Origin of the sequence: Bacillus sp. FSL R7-0646, assembly GCF_037969865.1 — a bacterium.
GTDB lineage: Bacteria > Bacillota > Bacilli > Bacillales > Bacillaceae > Bacillus > Bacillus licheniformis.
The window spans coordinates 2,084,551-2,100,399 of record NZ_CP150217.1 but is presented as its reverse complement, the minus strand read 5'-3'; the positions used below and the strand labels follow the sequence as shown (position 1 = coordinate 2,100,399).

The window sequence follows — 15,849 nt, the reverse complement described above, 5'->3', positions numbered from 1 at the left end:
CGGACATACAATGAAAAAATTGTCAATTGGCCGAAAGTATCGGATCTAAAAAAGGAAAAAAGGCGAGGTATGCTTAAAAAAGCGGGAATATCAGCTAAAGAGATGGATGAAAAAAGAGGCCGCACCTGATCAGGTGCGGCCTCAATGTTAGCTGACGGCTTCTTCCCGGGAGAACTGGCTGTTATACAAATCGGCATAAAATCCGTTCTTGCGGAGCAGCTCTTCGTGGCTGCCTTTTTCAATAATATCTCCGTTTTTCATCACAAGAATCATGTCGGCATCTTTAATGGTAGAAAGACGGTGGGCGATAACAAAGCTCGTACGGTTGGCCATCAGTTTGTTCATCGCTTTTTGAATATTCATTTCCGTCCGGGTGTCGACACTGCTTGTCGCTTCATCTAATATTAAAATCTTCGGATCAGCTAAAATGGCTCTCGCGATCGTTAAGAGCTGCCGTTGCCCTTGCGAGATGTTTTGGGCATCTTCGCCAAGTACCGTATCATAGCCGTCCGGCAAGGTGCGGATAAAATCGTCGGCATAGGCGCCTTTTGCCGCTCTGATGATGTCTTCTTCGGTCGCGCCTTCACGCCCGTAAGCGATGTTTTCCCGGATGGTGCCGTTGAACAGCCATGTGTCCTGTAACACCATCGCAAACATGCTTCTCGCCTGTTCGCGCGACAGCTCGCTGATATCTGTGCCGCCGACCTTGATGCTGCCTTTGTTTAGTTCATAAAAACGCATCAGCAAATTGATGATCGTCGTTTTTCCAGCGCCGGTCGGTCCGACGATCGCAATCGTCTGGCCTTCTTTGGCGTGAAGGCTTAAGTCGCGGATGACCGGAACGTTTTTATCATAACCGAAGGCGACATGTTCAAACGATACATCGCCTTTTAATTTGCCGGTATCGATGGAAGCCGGCGTCTCCCCGGTTTCTTCTTCTTCGTCCAAAAGACTGAACACCCTTTCGGCGGATGCGATTGCCGATTGGATTGTATTCGCGATTCCGGCAGCTTGAACGAGCGGCTGGGAAAATTGCTGCGTATATTGGATAAAAGCCTGCACGCCTCCGATCAAAAGGGTGCCGTTAAGAACGAAAATACCGCCGGTTATGCTGACAAACACATAGCCGAGGTTGCCGATGAATGTCATCATCGGCATCATCAGACCGGAAATAAACTGCGCTTTCCAGCCTGACTGGTAAAGACGCTCATTTACTTCATCGAATTGCTGAATCGCTTTTTCTTCATGCCCGAATGCCTTTACTTCCTGATGCCCCGTAAACATTTCTTCAACGTGTCCGTTGATGTCGCCGAGTTCTTTTTGCTGCGCGGCGAAGTGTTTCTGCGAAAATGAGGCAATGAATCGGACGGCCAGCATGCTGAGCGGGACCGTGATGAAGACGACGAGCGTCAGCACAGGGCTGATCAAAAGCATCATGACGATGATTCCGACTATTGTAATGACAGACGTAATCATTTGCGTCAGCGCCTGCTGCAATGACGTATTGATATTGTCGATATCATTGACGGCGCGGCTGAGCGTGTCGCCGTGCGAATGCTTGTCATAGTACTTTAAAGGGAGCCGCGTCAGCTTTTCATTCACTTCCTGGCGCATTTCGTATATCGTTTTCTGGGCTACCCCGGCCATCAGGTAATGCTGCAAGAACGTAAACAAAGCAGAAAGCAGATACAATCCTGCCAGGATCAGCGTGATCCGGCCGAGAAAGCCGAATTGAACACCGGTGCCTTCTTTAAAGCTTGCGAAAAGGGAAGAGGTCGCGTCCCCGAGAAGTTTTGGACTGATGACATTAAATAATGTCGCCAATATTGCAGCGAAGACAACGAGCACCAGCTGGAAGGTCCGCGGTTTTAAATAGCGGGCCAATCTCAAAAGGGTCTTTTTAAATTCTTTCGGTTTTGTCTTGTGCATTCCTTTGGGTATAGAGCCGTGATGCTTTGGTTGTTGGCTCATGCGCTTTCCTCCTCAGCCTGCTGTGATGCGACGATTTCCTGGTAAATGCCGTTTTCAGCAAGCAATTGTTGATGAGTGCCGATGCCGGCTATTTTTCCTTCATTTAAAACGATGATTTGATCCGCATCCGTAATCGTGCTTACCCTTTGGGCAACGATGATGACGGCGGCATCAGCGGTTGTTTTCTTCAGCGCTTTTCTCAGCTTTTGATCCGTTTTGTAATCAAGCGCCGAAAAGCTGTCGTCAAATAAATAAATTTCCGGTTTTCTGACTAATGCCCTGGCGATGGAAAGCCGCTGTTTCTGGCCGCCTGAAAGATTGGCTCCGGCCTGCTCGATTTCAGATTCAATTCCGTTTTCCTTGCCTTCTACAAACTCGGCAGCCTGTGCCGTTTCAAGTGCTTCCAGAATTTCTTCATCTGTTGCATCTTCTTTGCCAAAGCGGATATTGTCTTTAATCGTCCCGCTGAATATTGAAGCTTTTTGCGGGACATAGCCGATTTTCGCGCGAAGCTCCTTTTGCGCCATCTTTCTGACATCTGTTCCGTTGACTAGCACAGTTCCTTTTTCAATATCGAAAAATCTCGGGATCAATTGAAGAATCGTCGTTTTTCCCGCTCCTGTGCTGCCGATGATCGCAGTCGTCTCACCCGGCTTTGCCTTGAACGAGATATCTTCGAGAACGGGCTTTTCGGCCCCGGCATAACGAAAAGTCACATTCTGAAACTCAACATAACCGCGCAAGCCGCTGTCTTTCTGCGGCTCTTTCGGATCGGTAATCGAAGGCTCTGTTAACAGCACTTCATTAATGCGGCCGGCAGATGCCTGAGCCCTTGGGATCATCACGAATGTCATCGCAAGCATGATCAGCGCAATTAGAATCATCGATGCATATTGAAGGAAAGCCATTAAGTTCCCGACCTGCATGCTGCCTTGATCGATGCGGATGCCTCCGAACCAGATAATCGCGATGTTCGTGAAATTCATCATAATCATCATGACAGGGAATAGAAAAGCCATGATTCTGTTGACGGCGATGCCTGTATCGCGAAATTCTTCGTTCGCTTTTTGAAACCGGACTTTTTCTTGATCAACGCGGTTAAACGCGCGAATGACACGAACGCCCGTCAAACCTTCCCTGAGAACAAGGTTGAGACGATCCGTCTTTTTTTGCAGGACGCCGAATAAGGGGACAGCTTTTCTTGTAATGAGAAAAATCAGCCCTGCAAGTATCGGGAGAGCGGCCAGAAATATAATCGACAGCTTGGCATCTCTGGAAACCGCAAGCACAATACCGCCGACCAGCATTAACGGCGCTCTCGTCATCAATGAAAGCATCATGTTGAGCACATCTTGGACCTGCTTGACATCATTGGTGGTACGGGTAATGAGAGAAGCAGAACTGATTTTTCCGAATTCATCCATTGAATGGTGTTCAACTTTGACAAACAGTTTGCGCCTGATATCTCTTCCAAAGCCGAGGGCTGTTTTCGAAGCGAAAAACGCTTTTCCGACAGTCATCATGATGGCCAGAAGGGAGCAGGCGATCATCCAGCCGCCGGTTTTCAAAATAAATGGCATATCACTGTTTACGATTCCGACATCAACGACATCAGCCATCAACGTCGGCAAATAAAGCTCAAGCACACTGCTCAGCAAAGTAAAAACAGCGACGAGAATCACTTGCAGCTTATAGGGCTTTAAATATTTTAAGAGTGAGATCATTTTTCAACCTTCTTTTCACTTGTTTTTTCTCCTTGTTCGATAAACTCGGACAGCTTATGAATCAGATCGGCGAAGTGCCTGCTTTCAGCCTCGCCCAGAAACCGCGAGAGCTGCAAGAACCATCGGTTCAGGCCTTTAAGCGCATCGTCAGCCGCTTTTTTTCCTTCATCGGTTAGAAAAATCCGGACGATCCGCCTGTCATCCTCATCTATGCGCCGTAAAACGAGTCCTTTTTTTTCCATTCTGTTCAACAGCTGCGTGACGAAGGGGGAGGTGACATGCAAAGCGCGGCTGATTTCGGATGCCATTTTTCCTTCACCGTTTGCTTCATTTAAAAACATCAGCGCTTTCGCCTCAGTCTTTTTCCATTCAACTGAAGGAAATGACTGTTTCATTTCCGCATAACGCAGCCTGTTGAAAGCTTCGATCAACTGCTCAACGGTCTCGCGGCCGACTTTATCTTGTTTCATAAAAGCACCTGCTTCTCCATTTTAATTAATTAAGTAAATAAACTAAAACACGGTATTATCATACATAGAACAACAAAAGAATGTCAAAGAAGAAACCTAGAAAAAAAGAAAAAACCCGATCATTGATGACATGACCGGGTCATTGTACGAGCTTCATTAAAAAATCCTTCAGTTCAAGGTGGCGAAGGTGAGCCGGAACTTCTTCGGAACCGACGATGATCATCGGAGCCAAGCTATCCGTTTTATAAAGTGAGCCATGGCCGCCTCCGCCAAAATGGAGGGGAGACTTTTCTCCGGCAAATTGGAATCCGGGTTTCGCATCGGCAATTACAAACCGTCCGCGATGCGAATGCATGGCGCTGTACAGGCGGGCAAGAGCATCCGGGTAATCGCCATACATGATCGATGCACCGTCCGTTTTAATGTCCAATAAGGAAAAATCTCCGCTGATCGTCCATGACTGCCCGTAAGGATCTTGATAACCGCCTTGCGGACGAAACCGCAGCGGTTTTAAGGAACGCTTCGAATCGACGTATATCCAGCCGTCTTTTTTCCACGCTGTGAAAGCGATCCGTCCGTCTTTTTTCAATTCATTGACGGCATCTTGCAGCGGCGTGTTTTGATCCGTTACATAAATGTATGCCATTCTGTCGTTTACCGCAAAAAGAAGCTGGTCTTTTCGATCTGGGCCTTCGTTTATTTTAGCGATCCGATATCCTTTAAAAAGCGAATGGAGCCGGATGGCTGCCTTATCTTTATCGCGTCCGATCGATGTCTGTCCGCCGTCTCCCATGACGACCCACACCGCTTTTTCGGCCGCATCGCGCCAAGAATCATATGCATTCAATATACGCTGCAGCTGACGGTCCATTTTTTCGAGGCCTTCCATATCCTTCGGGCCTTTTTTGTGTGCATCGTGGTCGAAATCGGGCAAGTAGGCGACAGTCAGCGCAGGAAGCTTCCTCTTTTTAATCAAATAAGCCATTTCCTGCGCCGTGAACTTGTCGTTAACGCCATAACCCTGCCAAATATGGTGGTAGGAGTTGTCGGGATCAAGCTGGGCAAAGCGGCCGTACGAAAAAAGAGCCGGCCCGTTTACCGTCATATGTTCAGGCATCAGTCTAAGCTTCTTGAGCGGGGGCGGTATGTTTAATTCGCGGCGGTCAGGTCCCCTGTATATGAGCCCGTTGATGGATGCCGACTGTTTTCCTTGCTTTTGCAAATCTTCATGTACCGTTGTCACCTTTCGGTTTAAATGGCGGTGATTGAGAGAATATATCCCGTCTTCGATCGTTTGTTTGAGGCCGAGCGCGGCGATTTCTTTTTTATCGCTCCCGTAATTCACAATTCTCTGTCCAGCCTGATTATACCAGACAAGCCCGGGAACGCGGTGGATATTCGGATAAGTTCCGGTGAGCAGCGTGCTGTCAATCGCGACCGACATGGTCGGATACGCGCTCGCCACTTCAGGTTCATAATGACCGTTTTCAAGAAAGAATTTTAATGCCGGAGCGCGGCCTTCTTGAATCGCTTTTTTCAAAGGCTGATCCATCAAAGAGTCGATGATCAGGACAATGACCGGTTTTTTAGAGGGTTTGACGGCCTCTGCTTCTTCATCTGAGAGCCCCAATTTTTCATCCCCGGCATTCAGCCATATGATGAATGAAACCAGCGCACATATGAAAATGACAAGTACAATGCTTAGCTTTTTCAAAATGGCCTCATTCCTTTAATCCCATTGTATGCATATTCTGGCATGGGGCGCCGGAAGTTATAGCTGGTAATAGGTTCTAAATGAATTACGCCAGCTCTTGGGAAGCCTATTCAATTAGAAAGGAGGGAAAATGATGAATAAACATAAGTGGTTAGCCGCAATTGCTATCATCGCAATTTTAGCCGTTATTGGCTATTTCACGGTCAGACACCTTGAACCGGAATATGCCTATATGCCTCCTAAAGAAAAAGTCATCTCAAAAGAAAAACGATTGCACGGATACGATTTATGGGGGGCATTTACACCGGATAAGCCCGCGTCCGCAGGGGAGGGAGCTGTAAAGGTTGATGACCGCCTTCTTGACTTGGGACGTGAGACATTTTATAAGGAAACATTCGGAAACGAGGTGTTTTTGACGGATATCGTCGGACTGCTTGACGGTCCCATTACAGCTGCCAACATGACGAAAGCCATTGCTGGATTGAAAGGGAAAGGGACGACAAACTTGCGCATCGAATTGGCGGAAACGGTTAAGGTCGGCGGGAAAACCTTTAAAAAAGGCGAGAAGATCGACACCGGCATTGATGTTGCAAAAGGGGCATACGCGCCCCTTGGCATGCCTTTTAAATACGCTGACGGAAAAATCAAAGCCGGCATCAGCTGTGCGGCCTGCCACGCCACAGTTGATTCGAAAACGATGAAGGTGATGGAAGGCGTGACAAACTCAGATTTAAATACAGGGCTGATGCTGGCGCTGGCGACGAACTCAGCTGCATATTTTACACATGCCGAAATTCATAATATTAAACAATTTATGAATGATAAAAGCCCTGTGATCACCGCAAGAAACGGCAAAAAAGAACGCCTCCCCGATCCGGACCGCCTCGAAGATGCAGTCGATCGTATTTTCCTGAAGTGGCCGAGAGGTTTTTTCGATTCAACGATCGATATGAAAAGCAATCCCACGCAGATTCCAGATGCCTATACATTGGGCGACCATCCGTACAGCTGGAGCGGTGTGGCAATGGCCGGGCCGTTTAAAGGCTTGACTGTGTTCAGCAATAATGTTCATGCGCAAAATTCGGACAGCCTCTCACAATCTCCGGCAAGCCGGGCGCTTTTCGGAATGAGCGAAGATGTTTATATCGGGACGATCCTGCAAAGGGCTCCCGCCTCAACATTCAGGTATCAGCCGAAAAAAGGGGAAAGTCCGACCGCGTTTTTCAAAAAAGCAGACCCCACTCCCGGAGTACCGGGCGTCAACCAAATGGTCAAGCCGCCGAGCTTTCCTAAAATCACTCTGGCGGCGCCCGACGGCGTGCATGTGAGCTCGCCCGGACGAAATGTAAATGAAGAAAACAACGCTGTGTCTGCCTGGCAAAATACACTTAGACCGCCTGAACCGCGGCAAAAAACCGACGGCCAAACCATCAGGCGCGGCAGGCGCGTTTTTGAACAAGCAGGCTGCATATCCTGTCATGCCGGCCGGTATTTGACGAACAACAAGGTCATCTCGGCTGAAACGATCGGGACCGAGCCGACAAGGGCGCAGTCTTTTAAGAAAGCAGAAAGCATATTCGGGAAAAGCCTTGTCCATTCGCCTGACACACCGGTGCCTCTGCCGCGCAAGCCGGAGGTTCTGAAAGTCCCGACAGCCGGATTTGACCCCGAACAGATCAAGCTTTCGTGGGCGCAGGGTGATTCCAAAGGCGGGTATAAAGTGCCGAGTCTGATTGGCGTTTACTGGCGCGCTCCTTATTTGCACGACGGAGGGGTTGCAGTTGGGAGCTCATTGAAAGAAACAGGCATACCAAAGACGATTATCAAAGGTAAGCCGGCGAACCCTTATAACAGTTTATTGGCGATGATCGACAGAGACTTAAGACAGAAGGTCATCAAAAGCAATTCGGAATCGCCCGACTTAAAAGCAGTCAGAGTAACCGGCAAAGGGCATGAATTTTGGATCGACGCCAAAAGCGGCTTTTCCAAACAGGAGCAAAAAGCGTTGATCCATTATTTAATCCATGCCGATATGCCTGAAAAGCAAGAAATAAAATGAAAAGAAAAGCCGCCTGACTGGCGGCTTTTTTAAAACCTCGTCACCGCGGCGGCGCTTAAACCCGGAAGATGATCGCCTTTTCTGTCCTTGTAACGGAGCAGCGCGGATGCAACCCGCCTTTTGCTTCAGCTGTTTTGACAAGCCCAAGGCCGGCAACGGCTGCGGCCGGTGCGGCATGTCCGTTCCAAGAGAGGAGACCTTCATGAGCTGCGTTAAGCGCAATGTAAAGAAGGGCAAACCATTTGATAAAACAGGGATGAACATACATCTGTAAGACGCGCTCATTATAATAGAAGAGACACGGCCGCAAACAATAAAGGGCAGAAAATTCAGACATTTATCTTTATTTATGATAAAATAAAATCAGCCAAGCTTTTGCGCCCGGCTGATTTCGTTGCAAGACTGTTATTGATATTGCTGAAGGCGAGAAAAAAACTTCTTTACGAACTGATAAAAGACTTTTGCAGAAGGGGAAAGCTCCCTGTTTTTAGGGGTGATGATCCCGACCGTGCGCTTTACCTGCGGATAATCAATCGGAATCTTCTTTGTAAAACGGGGTGCCGTTTCATTAAAGGCGCTTTCCGGCAAAAGCGTCACCCCCATATCAGCAGAAACAAGCCCTTTGATCGCATCCAAATCTTCGCCCTCCGAGGAAATTTTAGGCGTATATCCGACTTGCTTGCATGCGTCAACAGCCATTTTTCGGAGAATGTACCCGTCAGGAAACAGCACATACTGATCATTTCTGAGATCGCCGAGATGAAGACTTTTCTGGCCTGACAACGGATGATTGACCGGCACGAGCGCCAGAAGGCTCTCCGAAAACAAAATGTCTCCTTTAATCTCGGCAATGTTTGACGGGACGGGACCGAGAAAAGCCAAATCGATATCCCTGTTTTTCACCGCTTCGATTAAAAATTTATAAGATCCCTGTCTTAAAAGAAAAGCGACATTAGGATGCTCCTCTTTAAAAGCGGAAATGACGGTCGGGAGGAACTGGCCCGCAAGGCTTGTCGGGAAACCGATTTTAACGGTCCCGCGATTCGGGTCCAAATACTCGTCGATTTGTTCCTTCGCAAAATCGATCGCTTTCATCGCCGTTTTAATATGGTCTAAAAACTGCCTCCCAATCGGAGTCAGCTTCACATTCCGGCCTTCGCGCTCAAACAAATCAACGCCGAGCTCTTCCTCTAGATTGGCGATCTGCCTGCTGATCGCCGACTGAGCGACATGAAGGTGCATGGCCGCTTCCGATACATGCTCTCTTTCCGCAACTTCCATAAAGTAATGCAATTGGCGTAATTCCATCGTTGTTTCACCTGCTAATCTCAAAATGAGATAGTTTTAATCTAAATTATATATTGTTTGTATAGATTTGAAAACCTACAATAGGATTAGAGTTTGTAAGATTTTATGACCGGGGACAAACGGGAAAAATGAACGGGGGAGAGGAACAATGACTTATAATCAACTACCAAAGGCACAAGGTCTCTACCGTCCTGAATTTGAACATGATGCATGCGGAATCGGCCTTTATGCTCATTTGAAGGGCCTTCCTACTCATGATATTGTCAAAAAAGGATTGCAAATGCTTTGCCAATTGGACCACCGGGGCGGTCAGGGCAGTGACCCGCATACCGGAGACGGGGCAGGCATCATGATGCAGATTCCGGATGCTTTTTTTAAAAAAGTCTGCGCCGATTTCAACTTGCCTGAAAAAGGACGCTACGGCGTCGGGATGATCTTCTTTTCGAAAGACGACAGCGGGCGCGAAAAATCCGAAGCGCGCATTAACGAGCTGATCGAACAGGAAGGGCAGACGGTACTCGGCTGGCGAACTGCACCTGTAAATGTCGGAAAAATCGGAACAGTCGCACAAGAAAGCGCGCCAGTCGTCCGCCAGGTATTTATCGGAGCAAATGAAGCGCTGAAAGACAATTTGGCATTTGAACGCAAGTTGTACATCATTCGCAAACAGGCCGAAAATTGGGCAAAAGAACACGAGAAAACGTTCTATTTCGTCAGCCTCTCGAGCAATACCATCGTATATAAAGGTCTTTTAACGCCCGAGCAGGTTGATGCCTTCTATGAAGATTTGCAAGACGAGGACTTCGTCTCGGCTTTTTCTTTGGTTCACTCCCGTTTCAGCACAAACACGTTTCCGAGCTGGGAAAGGGCGCACCCGAACCGTTATTTGATCCACAACGGGGAAATCAATACGCTGCGCGGCAATATGAACTGGATGAAAGCGAGGGAGCAGCAGTTTGTTTCTGAAGCGTTCGGTGAAGACTTGCCGAAGGTTTTGCCGATTCTCGATGAAAATGGAAGCGACTCCTCGATACTGGATAACGCTTTTGAATTCTTTGTACTGGCTGGAAGAAAGCCGGCCCATGCTGCAATGATGCTGATTCCGGAGCCGTGGAACGAGAACCCGTACATGTCAAAAGAAAAGAAGGCATTTTACGAATATCACAGCTCTTTAATGGAGCCTTGGGACGGCCCGACTGCGATTTCTTTTACAAACGGAAAACAGATCGGAGCCATTTTAGACCGGAACGGACTCAGACCCGCTCGCTATTATGTCACTAAAGACGACTACCTTATTTTTTCTTCCGAAGTCGGCGTAATTGATGTCGAACAGGAAAACATTTTATATAAAGACCGGCTGGATCCCGGAAAAATGCTGCTTGTTGATCTTGAAGAAGGACGTATTATCTCCGATGAAGAAGTCAAATCCGAAATCGCCGGAGAGTTTCCGTACCAGGAATGGCTCAGTAAAGAACTGGTTCATGTCTCAAACGACATTGAGGAAACCGAAGAAAAATCTGTGCCTGATCTGCTGACCCGCCAGAAAGCATTCGGTTTTACGTACGAAGATATTCACAAGTATTTAATTCCTGTCATTACAGAAGGCAAAGACCCGCTCGGTTCAATGGGTCACGATGTCCCGCTGGCGGTGTTGTCAGACCGTCCGCAATCGCTGTTCAACTATTTTAAACAGCTGTTTGCACAGGTTACCAATCCGCCGATTGATGCAATCCGCGAGCAGATCGTCACATCGACATTGACATGGCTCGGAGCGGAAGGCGATATTCTCCATCCGAACGAAAGCAGCTGCCGCCGGATTAAATTGTATACACCGGTCTTGACGAACGCGCAGTTCAATTCTTTAAAGGGGCTTGTACACAAAGATTTCAAAAGCAAGACGATTCACACGCTCTTTACAGACGACTTGAAGAGCGGACTCGAAGATATGTTTAAAGAAGCGGACAGAGCGATCGCCGAAGGCGTGACACTCCTTATCTTATCCGACCGCAAAATGGACGGTCAAAAAGCGCCGATTCCTGCGCTGCTAGCCGTCAGTGCCTTGCATCAATATTTGGTCCGTGCAGGAAAGCGCACAAAAGTCAGCATTATCGCCCAATCGGGTGAAGCGCGCGAAGTTCATCATTTTGCCGCCTTGATCGGCTACGGAGCGGATGCCATTCATCCGTACCTCACATATGCGACATACAAGCAGGCGATTGAAGACGGAGCGCTCTCCATCAGTTATGAAGAAGCTGTAACAAAATACAGCAAAAGCGTGACAGAAGGCGTCGTAAAAGTGATGTCAAAAATGGGTATTTCCACAGTCCAAAGCTACAGGGGCGCACAGATTTTTGAAGCGGTCGGAATCAGCAAGGACGTCATAGACAGCTATTTCACAGGAACGGCTTCACAGCTCGGCGGAATCGGTTTGGACACGATTGCCGAAGAAGCGAAGCGCCGCCACAGGGAAGCTTATGAAGATACATTCAGTGAAACGCTTGATTCTGGTAGCGATTTTCAATGGAGAAAAGGCGGGGAACACCACGCTTTTAATCCGAAAACGATTCACACGCTGCAATGGGCCTGCCGCAAAGGTGATTACAGCCTGTTTAAACAATATTCGAAAGCGGCTGATGAAGAAAGAATCGGTTTTCTCCGCAACCTCTTCTCGTTTGATGAAAACCGGAAGCCGCTGCCGCTTGAAGAAGTCGAATCCGCTGAATCAATTGTACGCCGCTTTAAAACAGGGGCGATGTCATTCGGCTCTTTAAGCAAGGAAGCCCATGAAGCGCTGGCGATTGCAATGAACCGTCTCGGAGGAAAAAGCAACAGCGGGGAAGGCGGAGAAGATCCGGCGCGCTTTACGCCTGACGCCAATGGTGATAACCGCCGCAGCGCGATCAAGCAAATCGCTTCAGGCCGTTTCGGTGTGAAAAGCCACTATCTCGTCAATGCCGACGAGCTGCAAATTAAGATGGCGCAGGGTGCAAAACCGGGGGAAGGCGGACAGCTCCCTGGCAACAAAGTGTATCCATGGGTTGCCAATGTACGCGGATCTACGCCTGGGGTCGGCTTGATTTCACCGCCGCCGCACCACGATATCTACTCGATTGAAGATTTGGCGCAGCTGATTCATGATTTGAAAAACGCCAACCGCGATGCACGGATCAGCGTAAAGCTTGTCGCTAAAGCCGGAGTAGGCACGATTGCAGCCGGAGTCGCCAAAGCGACGGCCGATGTCATCGTCATCAGCGGCTATGACGGGGGCACTGGAGCATCACCGAAAACAAGTATTAAGCATACCGGCCTCCCATGGGAGCTTGGACTCGCAGAAGCTCATCAAACACTGATGATGAACGGTTTGCGCGAACGCGTCGTATTGGAAACAGACGGAAAATTAATGACGGGCAGAGACGTTGTCATGGCTGCGCTTTTAGGAGCCGAAGAATTCGGTTTTGCAACGGCACCGCTCGTTGTTCTCGGCTGCGTCATGATGAGAGCCTGCCATTTGGATACGTGCCCTGTCGGGGTAGCGACGCAAAACCCTGAGCTTCGCAAAAAGTTCATGGGCGATCCAGATCACATCGTGAATTACATGCTCTTTGTCGCAGAAGAAGTTCGCGAATTGATGGCCCAGCTCGGTTTCAGAACGGTTGATGAAATGGTGGGCCGCACGGATGTCCTGCGTGTCAGCGAACGGGCCAAAGCGCATTGGAAAGCGGGTCAGCTCGATTTATCAAGCCTGCTTTACCAGCCGGAAGGCACACGTACATTCCGTACGCCGCAAAACCATAAAATCGATGAATCGCTCGATGTTACGCAAATCTTACCGGCCGTGCAGTCAGCTGTTGAAAACGGTACGCCTGTAGAAGCGTCTTTTGAAATCCGCAACATCAACCGTGTAACAGGAGCCATAACCGGAAGCGAAATTTCTAAGCGCTACGGCGAAGAAGGTCTCCCTGAAGATACGATTACGCTCCGATTCACAGGTTCAGCGGGGCAAAGCTTTGGAGCGTTCGTACCAAAAGGAATGACGATGTATTTGACAGGAGATGCCAATGATTACATCGGCAAAGGTCTTTCAGGCGGAAAAATCGCCGTCAAAGCGCCTGACGAATTCAACCCTGCATTCCGTGAAAATGTTATTGTCGGAAACGTCGCGTTTTACGGCGCTACAAGCGGAGAAGCTTATATTAACGGACTCGCGGGCGAACGGTTTGCCGTCAGAAACAGCGGAGTCAGCGTTGTCGTTGAAGGCATCGGCGACCATGGATGCGAATACATGACCGGCGGGCGCGTCGCCATTCTCGGAGACGTCGGCAAAAACTTTGCCGCAGGCATGTCAGGCGGAATCGCCTACGTATACGCCGAAGACAAAAAAGCCTTTAAACGGAAATGCAATCCTGAAATGATCGAGTTTGAAACACTTGAAGCACCTGAGGAAATCGCTGAACTGAAAACGATGATCGAAAACCATTACAAATATACCGAAAGCTCAAAAGCAGCTTCGATACTGGATCATTGGGAAGAGGCCGTCGGTCGGTTTGTGAAAGTGATTCCGAAAGACTTCAAGCAAATGATAGAGCGGATTAAAGAGCAGAAAGAAGCCGGCTTGTCTGATGAAGAAGCGTTGATGTACGCGTTTGAAGCCGGTACGAAACAAAAGATTGAACCATCTGCGGCTGCTTCATCAAAAGAAGCGGTGGCACAGTAAGAAAGGGGAGGGGAAAATGGGCAAAGCAACAGGATTTATGGAATTCAAGCGGGAAAAGCCTGCTGAACGCGATCCTCTCACACGGATAAACGACTGGAACGAATATTCGTCTCCATTTTCTGAGGAAGCATCAAAAAGACAGGGAGCGCGCTGCATGGACTGCGGCACCCCCTTTTGCCAAATCGGCATGGATATAGGCGGTTATACGTCAGGATGTCCGATTCACAATTTAATCCCTGAATGGAACGACCTCGTTTACAAGGGAAGGTGGAAAGAAGCGCTTGACCGCCTTCTAAAGACAAACAATTTCCCTGAATTCACTGGGCGGGTCTGTCCGGCGCCTTGTGAGGGCTCTTGTACGGTGGCGATTTCCGATCCGGCCGTATCCATCAAAGGGATCGAACGGACGATTATTGACAAAGGATTTGAAAACGGATGGATTCAGCCGCGAATTCCGAAAAAACGGAGCGGCAAGAAAATCGCGATAGTCGGCTCAGGGCCTGCCGGTCTTGCAAGCGCCGATCAATTGAACCAGGCGGGGCATTCGGTCACTGTTTATGAGCGCAGCGACCGCCCGGGAGGCCTGTTAATGTACGGCATCCCGAGCATGAAGCTCGAAAAAAGCGTTGTCGAACGCCGCATCAAACTGTTGACACAGGAAGGCGTCGACTTTGTCACCAATACGGAAATCGGCAAAGATATTACAGCCGACGAACTAAAAGAACAGTACGATGCGATTATCCTTTGCACAGGGGCCCAAAAACAGCGCGATCTCTTGATTGAAGGCCGTGAAGCAAAAGGTGTCCACTTTGCCATGGACTATTTAACAGGCACCATTAAAAGCATGCTCGATTCGAATTTTAAAGATAAGCAGTTTATCAATACGAAAAATAAAGACGTCATCGTCATCGGCGGCGGTGACACGGGGGCAGACTGCGTTGCAACGGCCCTGCGCCAAAAAGCGCGAAGCGTCGTCCAATTCGGCAAGCATCCGAAGCTGCCCGATACAAGGACCGCCGAAAATATGTGGCCGGAACAGCCGCATGTCCATACGCTGGACTATGCCTATGAAGAGGCGCAAGCAGTATTCGGAAACGATCCGAGACAATATTCGATCCAAACAAAAAAGCTTGTCGCAGATAAAAACGGCCATTTGAAAGAACTGCATACGATTCAAATGAAAAAAGTAAAGAATGATCAAGGGAAATTTGAGTTCCACGAAATTCCGGGAACGGAAAAAGTATGGCCTGCTCAATACGTCTTTATCGCCATCGGCTTTGAAGGAACGGAACAGCCGCTGCTTGAGCAGTTCGGGGTAAATACGGTGAGAAATAAAGTTGACGCAGCATACGGGGAATTTAAAACAAATGTCGATGGAGTCTTCGCAGCAGGGGATGCGAGAAGAGGACAAAGCCTGATCGTTTGGGCGATTCACGAGGGACGCGAAGTCGCCCGTGAAGTTGACAAATATTTAATGGGGAGCTCTGTACTGCCTTAAAAACAAAGGGGTATTCACATCATATAAATGAAAGCCTGTCCCGCGACCTTATTTTTAGGTTGACGGGGCAGGCTGTTTTGTTTTTTTGATTCAGTGCTTTCGCCTTCTGGCTGATCTTCGGACTGCCGCCCAAAGTTATCTGTGAAAAATTGTGTACTTACTCCATTTTATGGGATATAGCATAACCTAAAGTATGAAAAGCAACTAAAGGAGGCTATAACAGTGGAAGAAACTTATCAAAATCAAGATAACTGGGCGGATCCGGATAGACAGCAGCCTTTTACTTATGGGGGCTACCCTTATCCGCGGCCAAGACCGCGCCCTAGACCGAGGCCGCCGTTTTATCCGTATCCATTCTTCTATCCGTTCTTTTATCCTTTTTATCCTTTCT

The 15,849-nt window shown here is 48.5% G+C and carries 9 protein-coding genes; 3 read left to right on the top strand and 6 right to left on the bottom strand.

Features of this window, described 5'->3' with window-relative positions:
* Positions 1 to 147 precede the first annotated feature (147 nt).
* The 4 genes from MKY62_RS10710 to MKY62_RS10695 all read right to left on the bottom strand — a co-directional run bounded on the left by MKY62_RS10710 (position 148) and on the right by MKY62_RS10695 (position 5,879).
* Positions 148 to 1,971, bottom strand: a complete 1,824-nt coding sequence (locus tag MKY62_RS10710; protein ID WP_003182492.1) for an ABC transporter ATP-binding protein — start codon at positions 1,969 to 1,971, stop codon at positions 148 to 150.
* Positions 1,968 to 3,695 carry an ABC transporter ATP-binding protein gene (locus tag MKY62_RS10705; protein WP_003182490.1) on the bottom strand — a complete coding sequence of 576 codons (1,728 nt, stop codon included), beginning with the start codon at positions 3,693 to 3,695 and terminating at the stop codon, positions 1,968 to 1,970. Before MKY62_RS10705 ends, MKY62_RS10710 begins: the two co-directional genes overlap by 4 nt.
* Entirely contained in the window at positions 3,692 to 4,165 is a 474-nt protein-coding gene (locus tag MKY62_RS10700) for a MarR family transcriptional regulator (RefSeq protein WP_009328118.1), read from the bottom strand. The genes MKY62_RS10705 and MKY62_RS10700 overlap by 4 nt, the downstream gene beginning before the upstream one ends.
* Before the next feature lie 139 nt (positions 4,166 to 4,304).
* Complete coding sequence (locus MKY62_RS10695) at positions 4,305 to 5,879, bottom strand: alkaline phosphatase family protein (protein ID WP_003182488.1); 1,575 nt, start codon at positions 5,877 to 5,879, stop codon at positions 4,305 to 4,307.
* 130 nt (positions 5,880 to 6,009) lie between these two features.
* Here MKY62_RS10695 and MKY62_RS10690 point away from each other — a divergent pair, with 130 nt between their 5' ends.
* Positions 6,010 to 7,938, top strand: coding sequence for an electron transport protein (locus MKY62_RS10690; protein WP_339614124.1), 1,929 nt, complete (start codon positions 6,010 to 6,012; stop codon positions 7,936 to 7,938).
* Between the two features lie 55 nt (positions 7,939 to 7,993).
* On the opposite strand, the gene MKY62_RS10685 is transcribed toward MKY62_RS10690, so the two are convergent.
* Positions 7,994 to 8,206, bottom strand: a complete 213-nt coding sequence (locus MKY62_RS10685) for a hypothetical protein (protein ID WP_016885413.1) — start codon at positions 8,204 to 8,206, stop codon at positions 7,994 to 7,996.
* A gap of 137 nt (positions 8,207 to 8,343) precedes the next feature.
* On the bottom strand, positions 8,344 to 9,246 hold the full coding sequence (locus MKY62_RS10680; protein ID WP_009328121.1) for a LysR family transcriptional regulator: 903 nt from the start codon (positions 9,244 to 9,246) through the stop codon (positions 8,344 to 8,346).
* A 148-nt stretch (positions 9,247 to 9,394) separates the two neighbouring features.
* Here MKY62_RS10680 and gltB point away from each other — a divergent pair, with 148 nt between their 5' ends.
* Together gltB and gltD are read left to right on the top strand one after the other, a co-directional pair.
* The gene (gene gltB, locus MKY62_RS10675; protein ID WP_011198030.1) at positions 9,395 to 13,960 is read left to right on the top strand and encodes a glutamate synthase large subunit; all 4,566 of its coding nucleotides are present in this window, start codon (positions 9,395 to 9,397) and stop codon (positions 13,958 to 13,960) included.
* Between the two features lie 16 nt (positions 13,961 to 13,976).
* The gene (gltD, locus tag MKY62_RS10670) at positions 13,977 to 15,458 is read left to right on the top strand and encodes a glutamate synthase small subunit (RefSeq protein ID WP_003182487.1); all 1,482 of its coding nucleotides are present in this window, start codon (positions 13,977 to 13,979) and stop codon (positions 15,456 to 15,458) included.
* Positions 15,459 to 15,849: the final 391 nt, after the last annotated feature.

Excerpts from the sequence above, each read along its gene's own strand:
- MKY62_RS10710 (WP_003182492.1), bottom strand. The coding sequence starts at position 1,971 with ATGAGCCAACAACCAAAGCATCACGGCTCTATACCCAAAGGAATGCAC.
- MKY62_RS10705 (WP_003182490.1), bottom strand. The coding sequence starts at position 3,695 with ATGATCTCACTCTTAAAATATTTAAAGCCCTATAAGCTGCAAGTGATT.
- MKY62_RS10700 (WP_009328118.1), bottom strand. The coding sequence starts at position 4,165 with ATGAAACAAGATAAAGTCGGCCGCGAGACCGTTGAGCAGTTGATCGAA.
- MKY62_RS10690 (WP_339614124.1), top strand. The coding sequence starts at position 6,010 with ATGATGAATAAACATAAGTGGTTAGCCGCAATTGCTATCATCGCAATT.
- MKY62_RS10685 (WP_016885413.1), bottom strand. The coding sequence starts at position 8,206 with ATGTATGTTCATCCCTGTTTTATCAAATGGTTTGCCCTTCTTTACATT.
- MKY62_RS10680 (WP_009328121.1), bottom strand. The coding sequence starts at position 9,246 with ATGGAATTACGCCAATTGCATTACTTTATGGAAGTTGCGGAAAGAGAG.
- gltB (WP_011198030.1), top strand. The coding sequence starts at position 9,395 with ATGACTTATAATCAACTACCAAAGGCACAAGGTCTCTACCGTCCTGAA.
- gltD (WP_003182487.1), top strand. The coding sequence starts at position 13,977 with ATGGGCAAAGCAACAGGATTTATGGAATTCAAGCGGGAAAAGCCTGCT.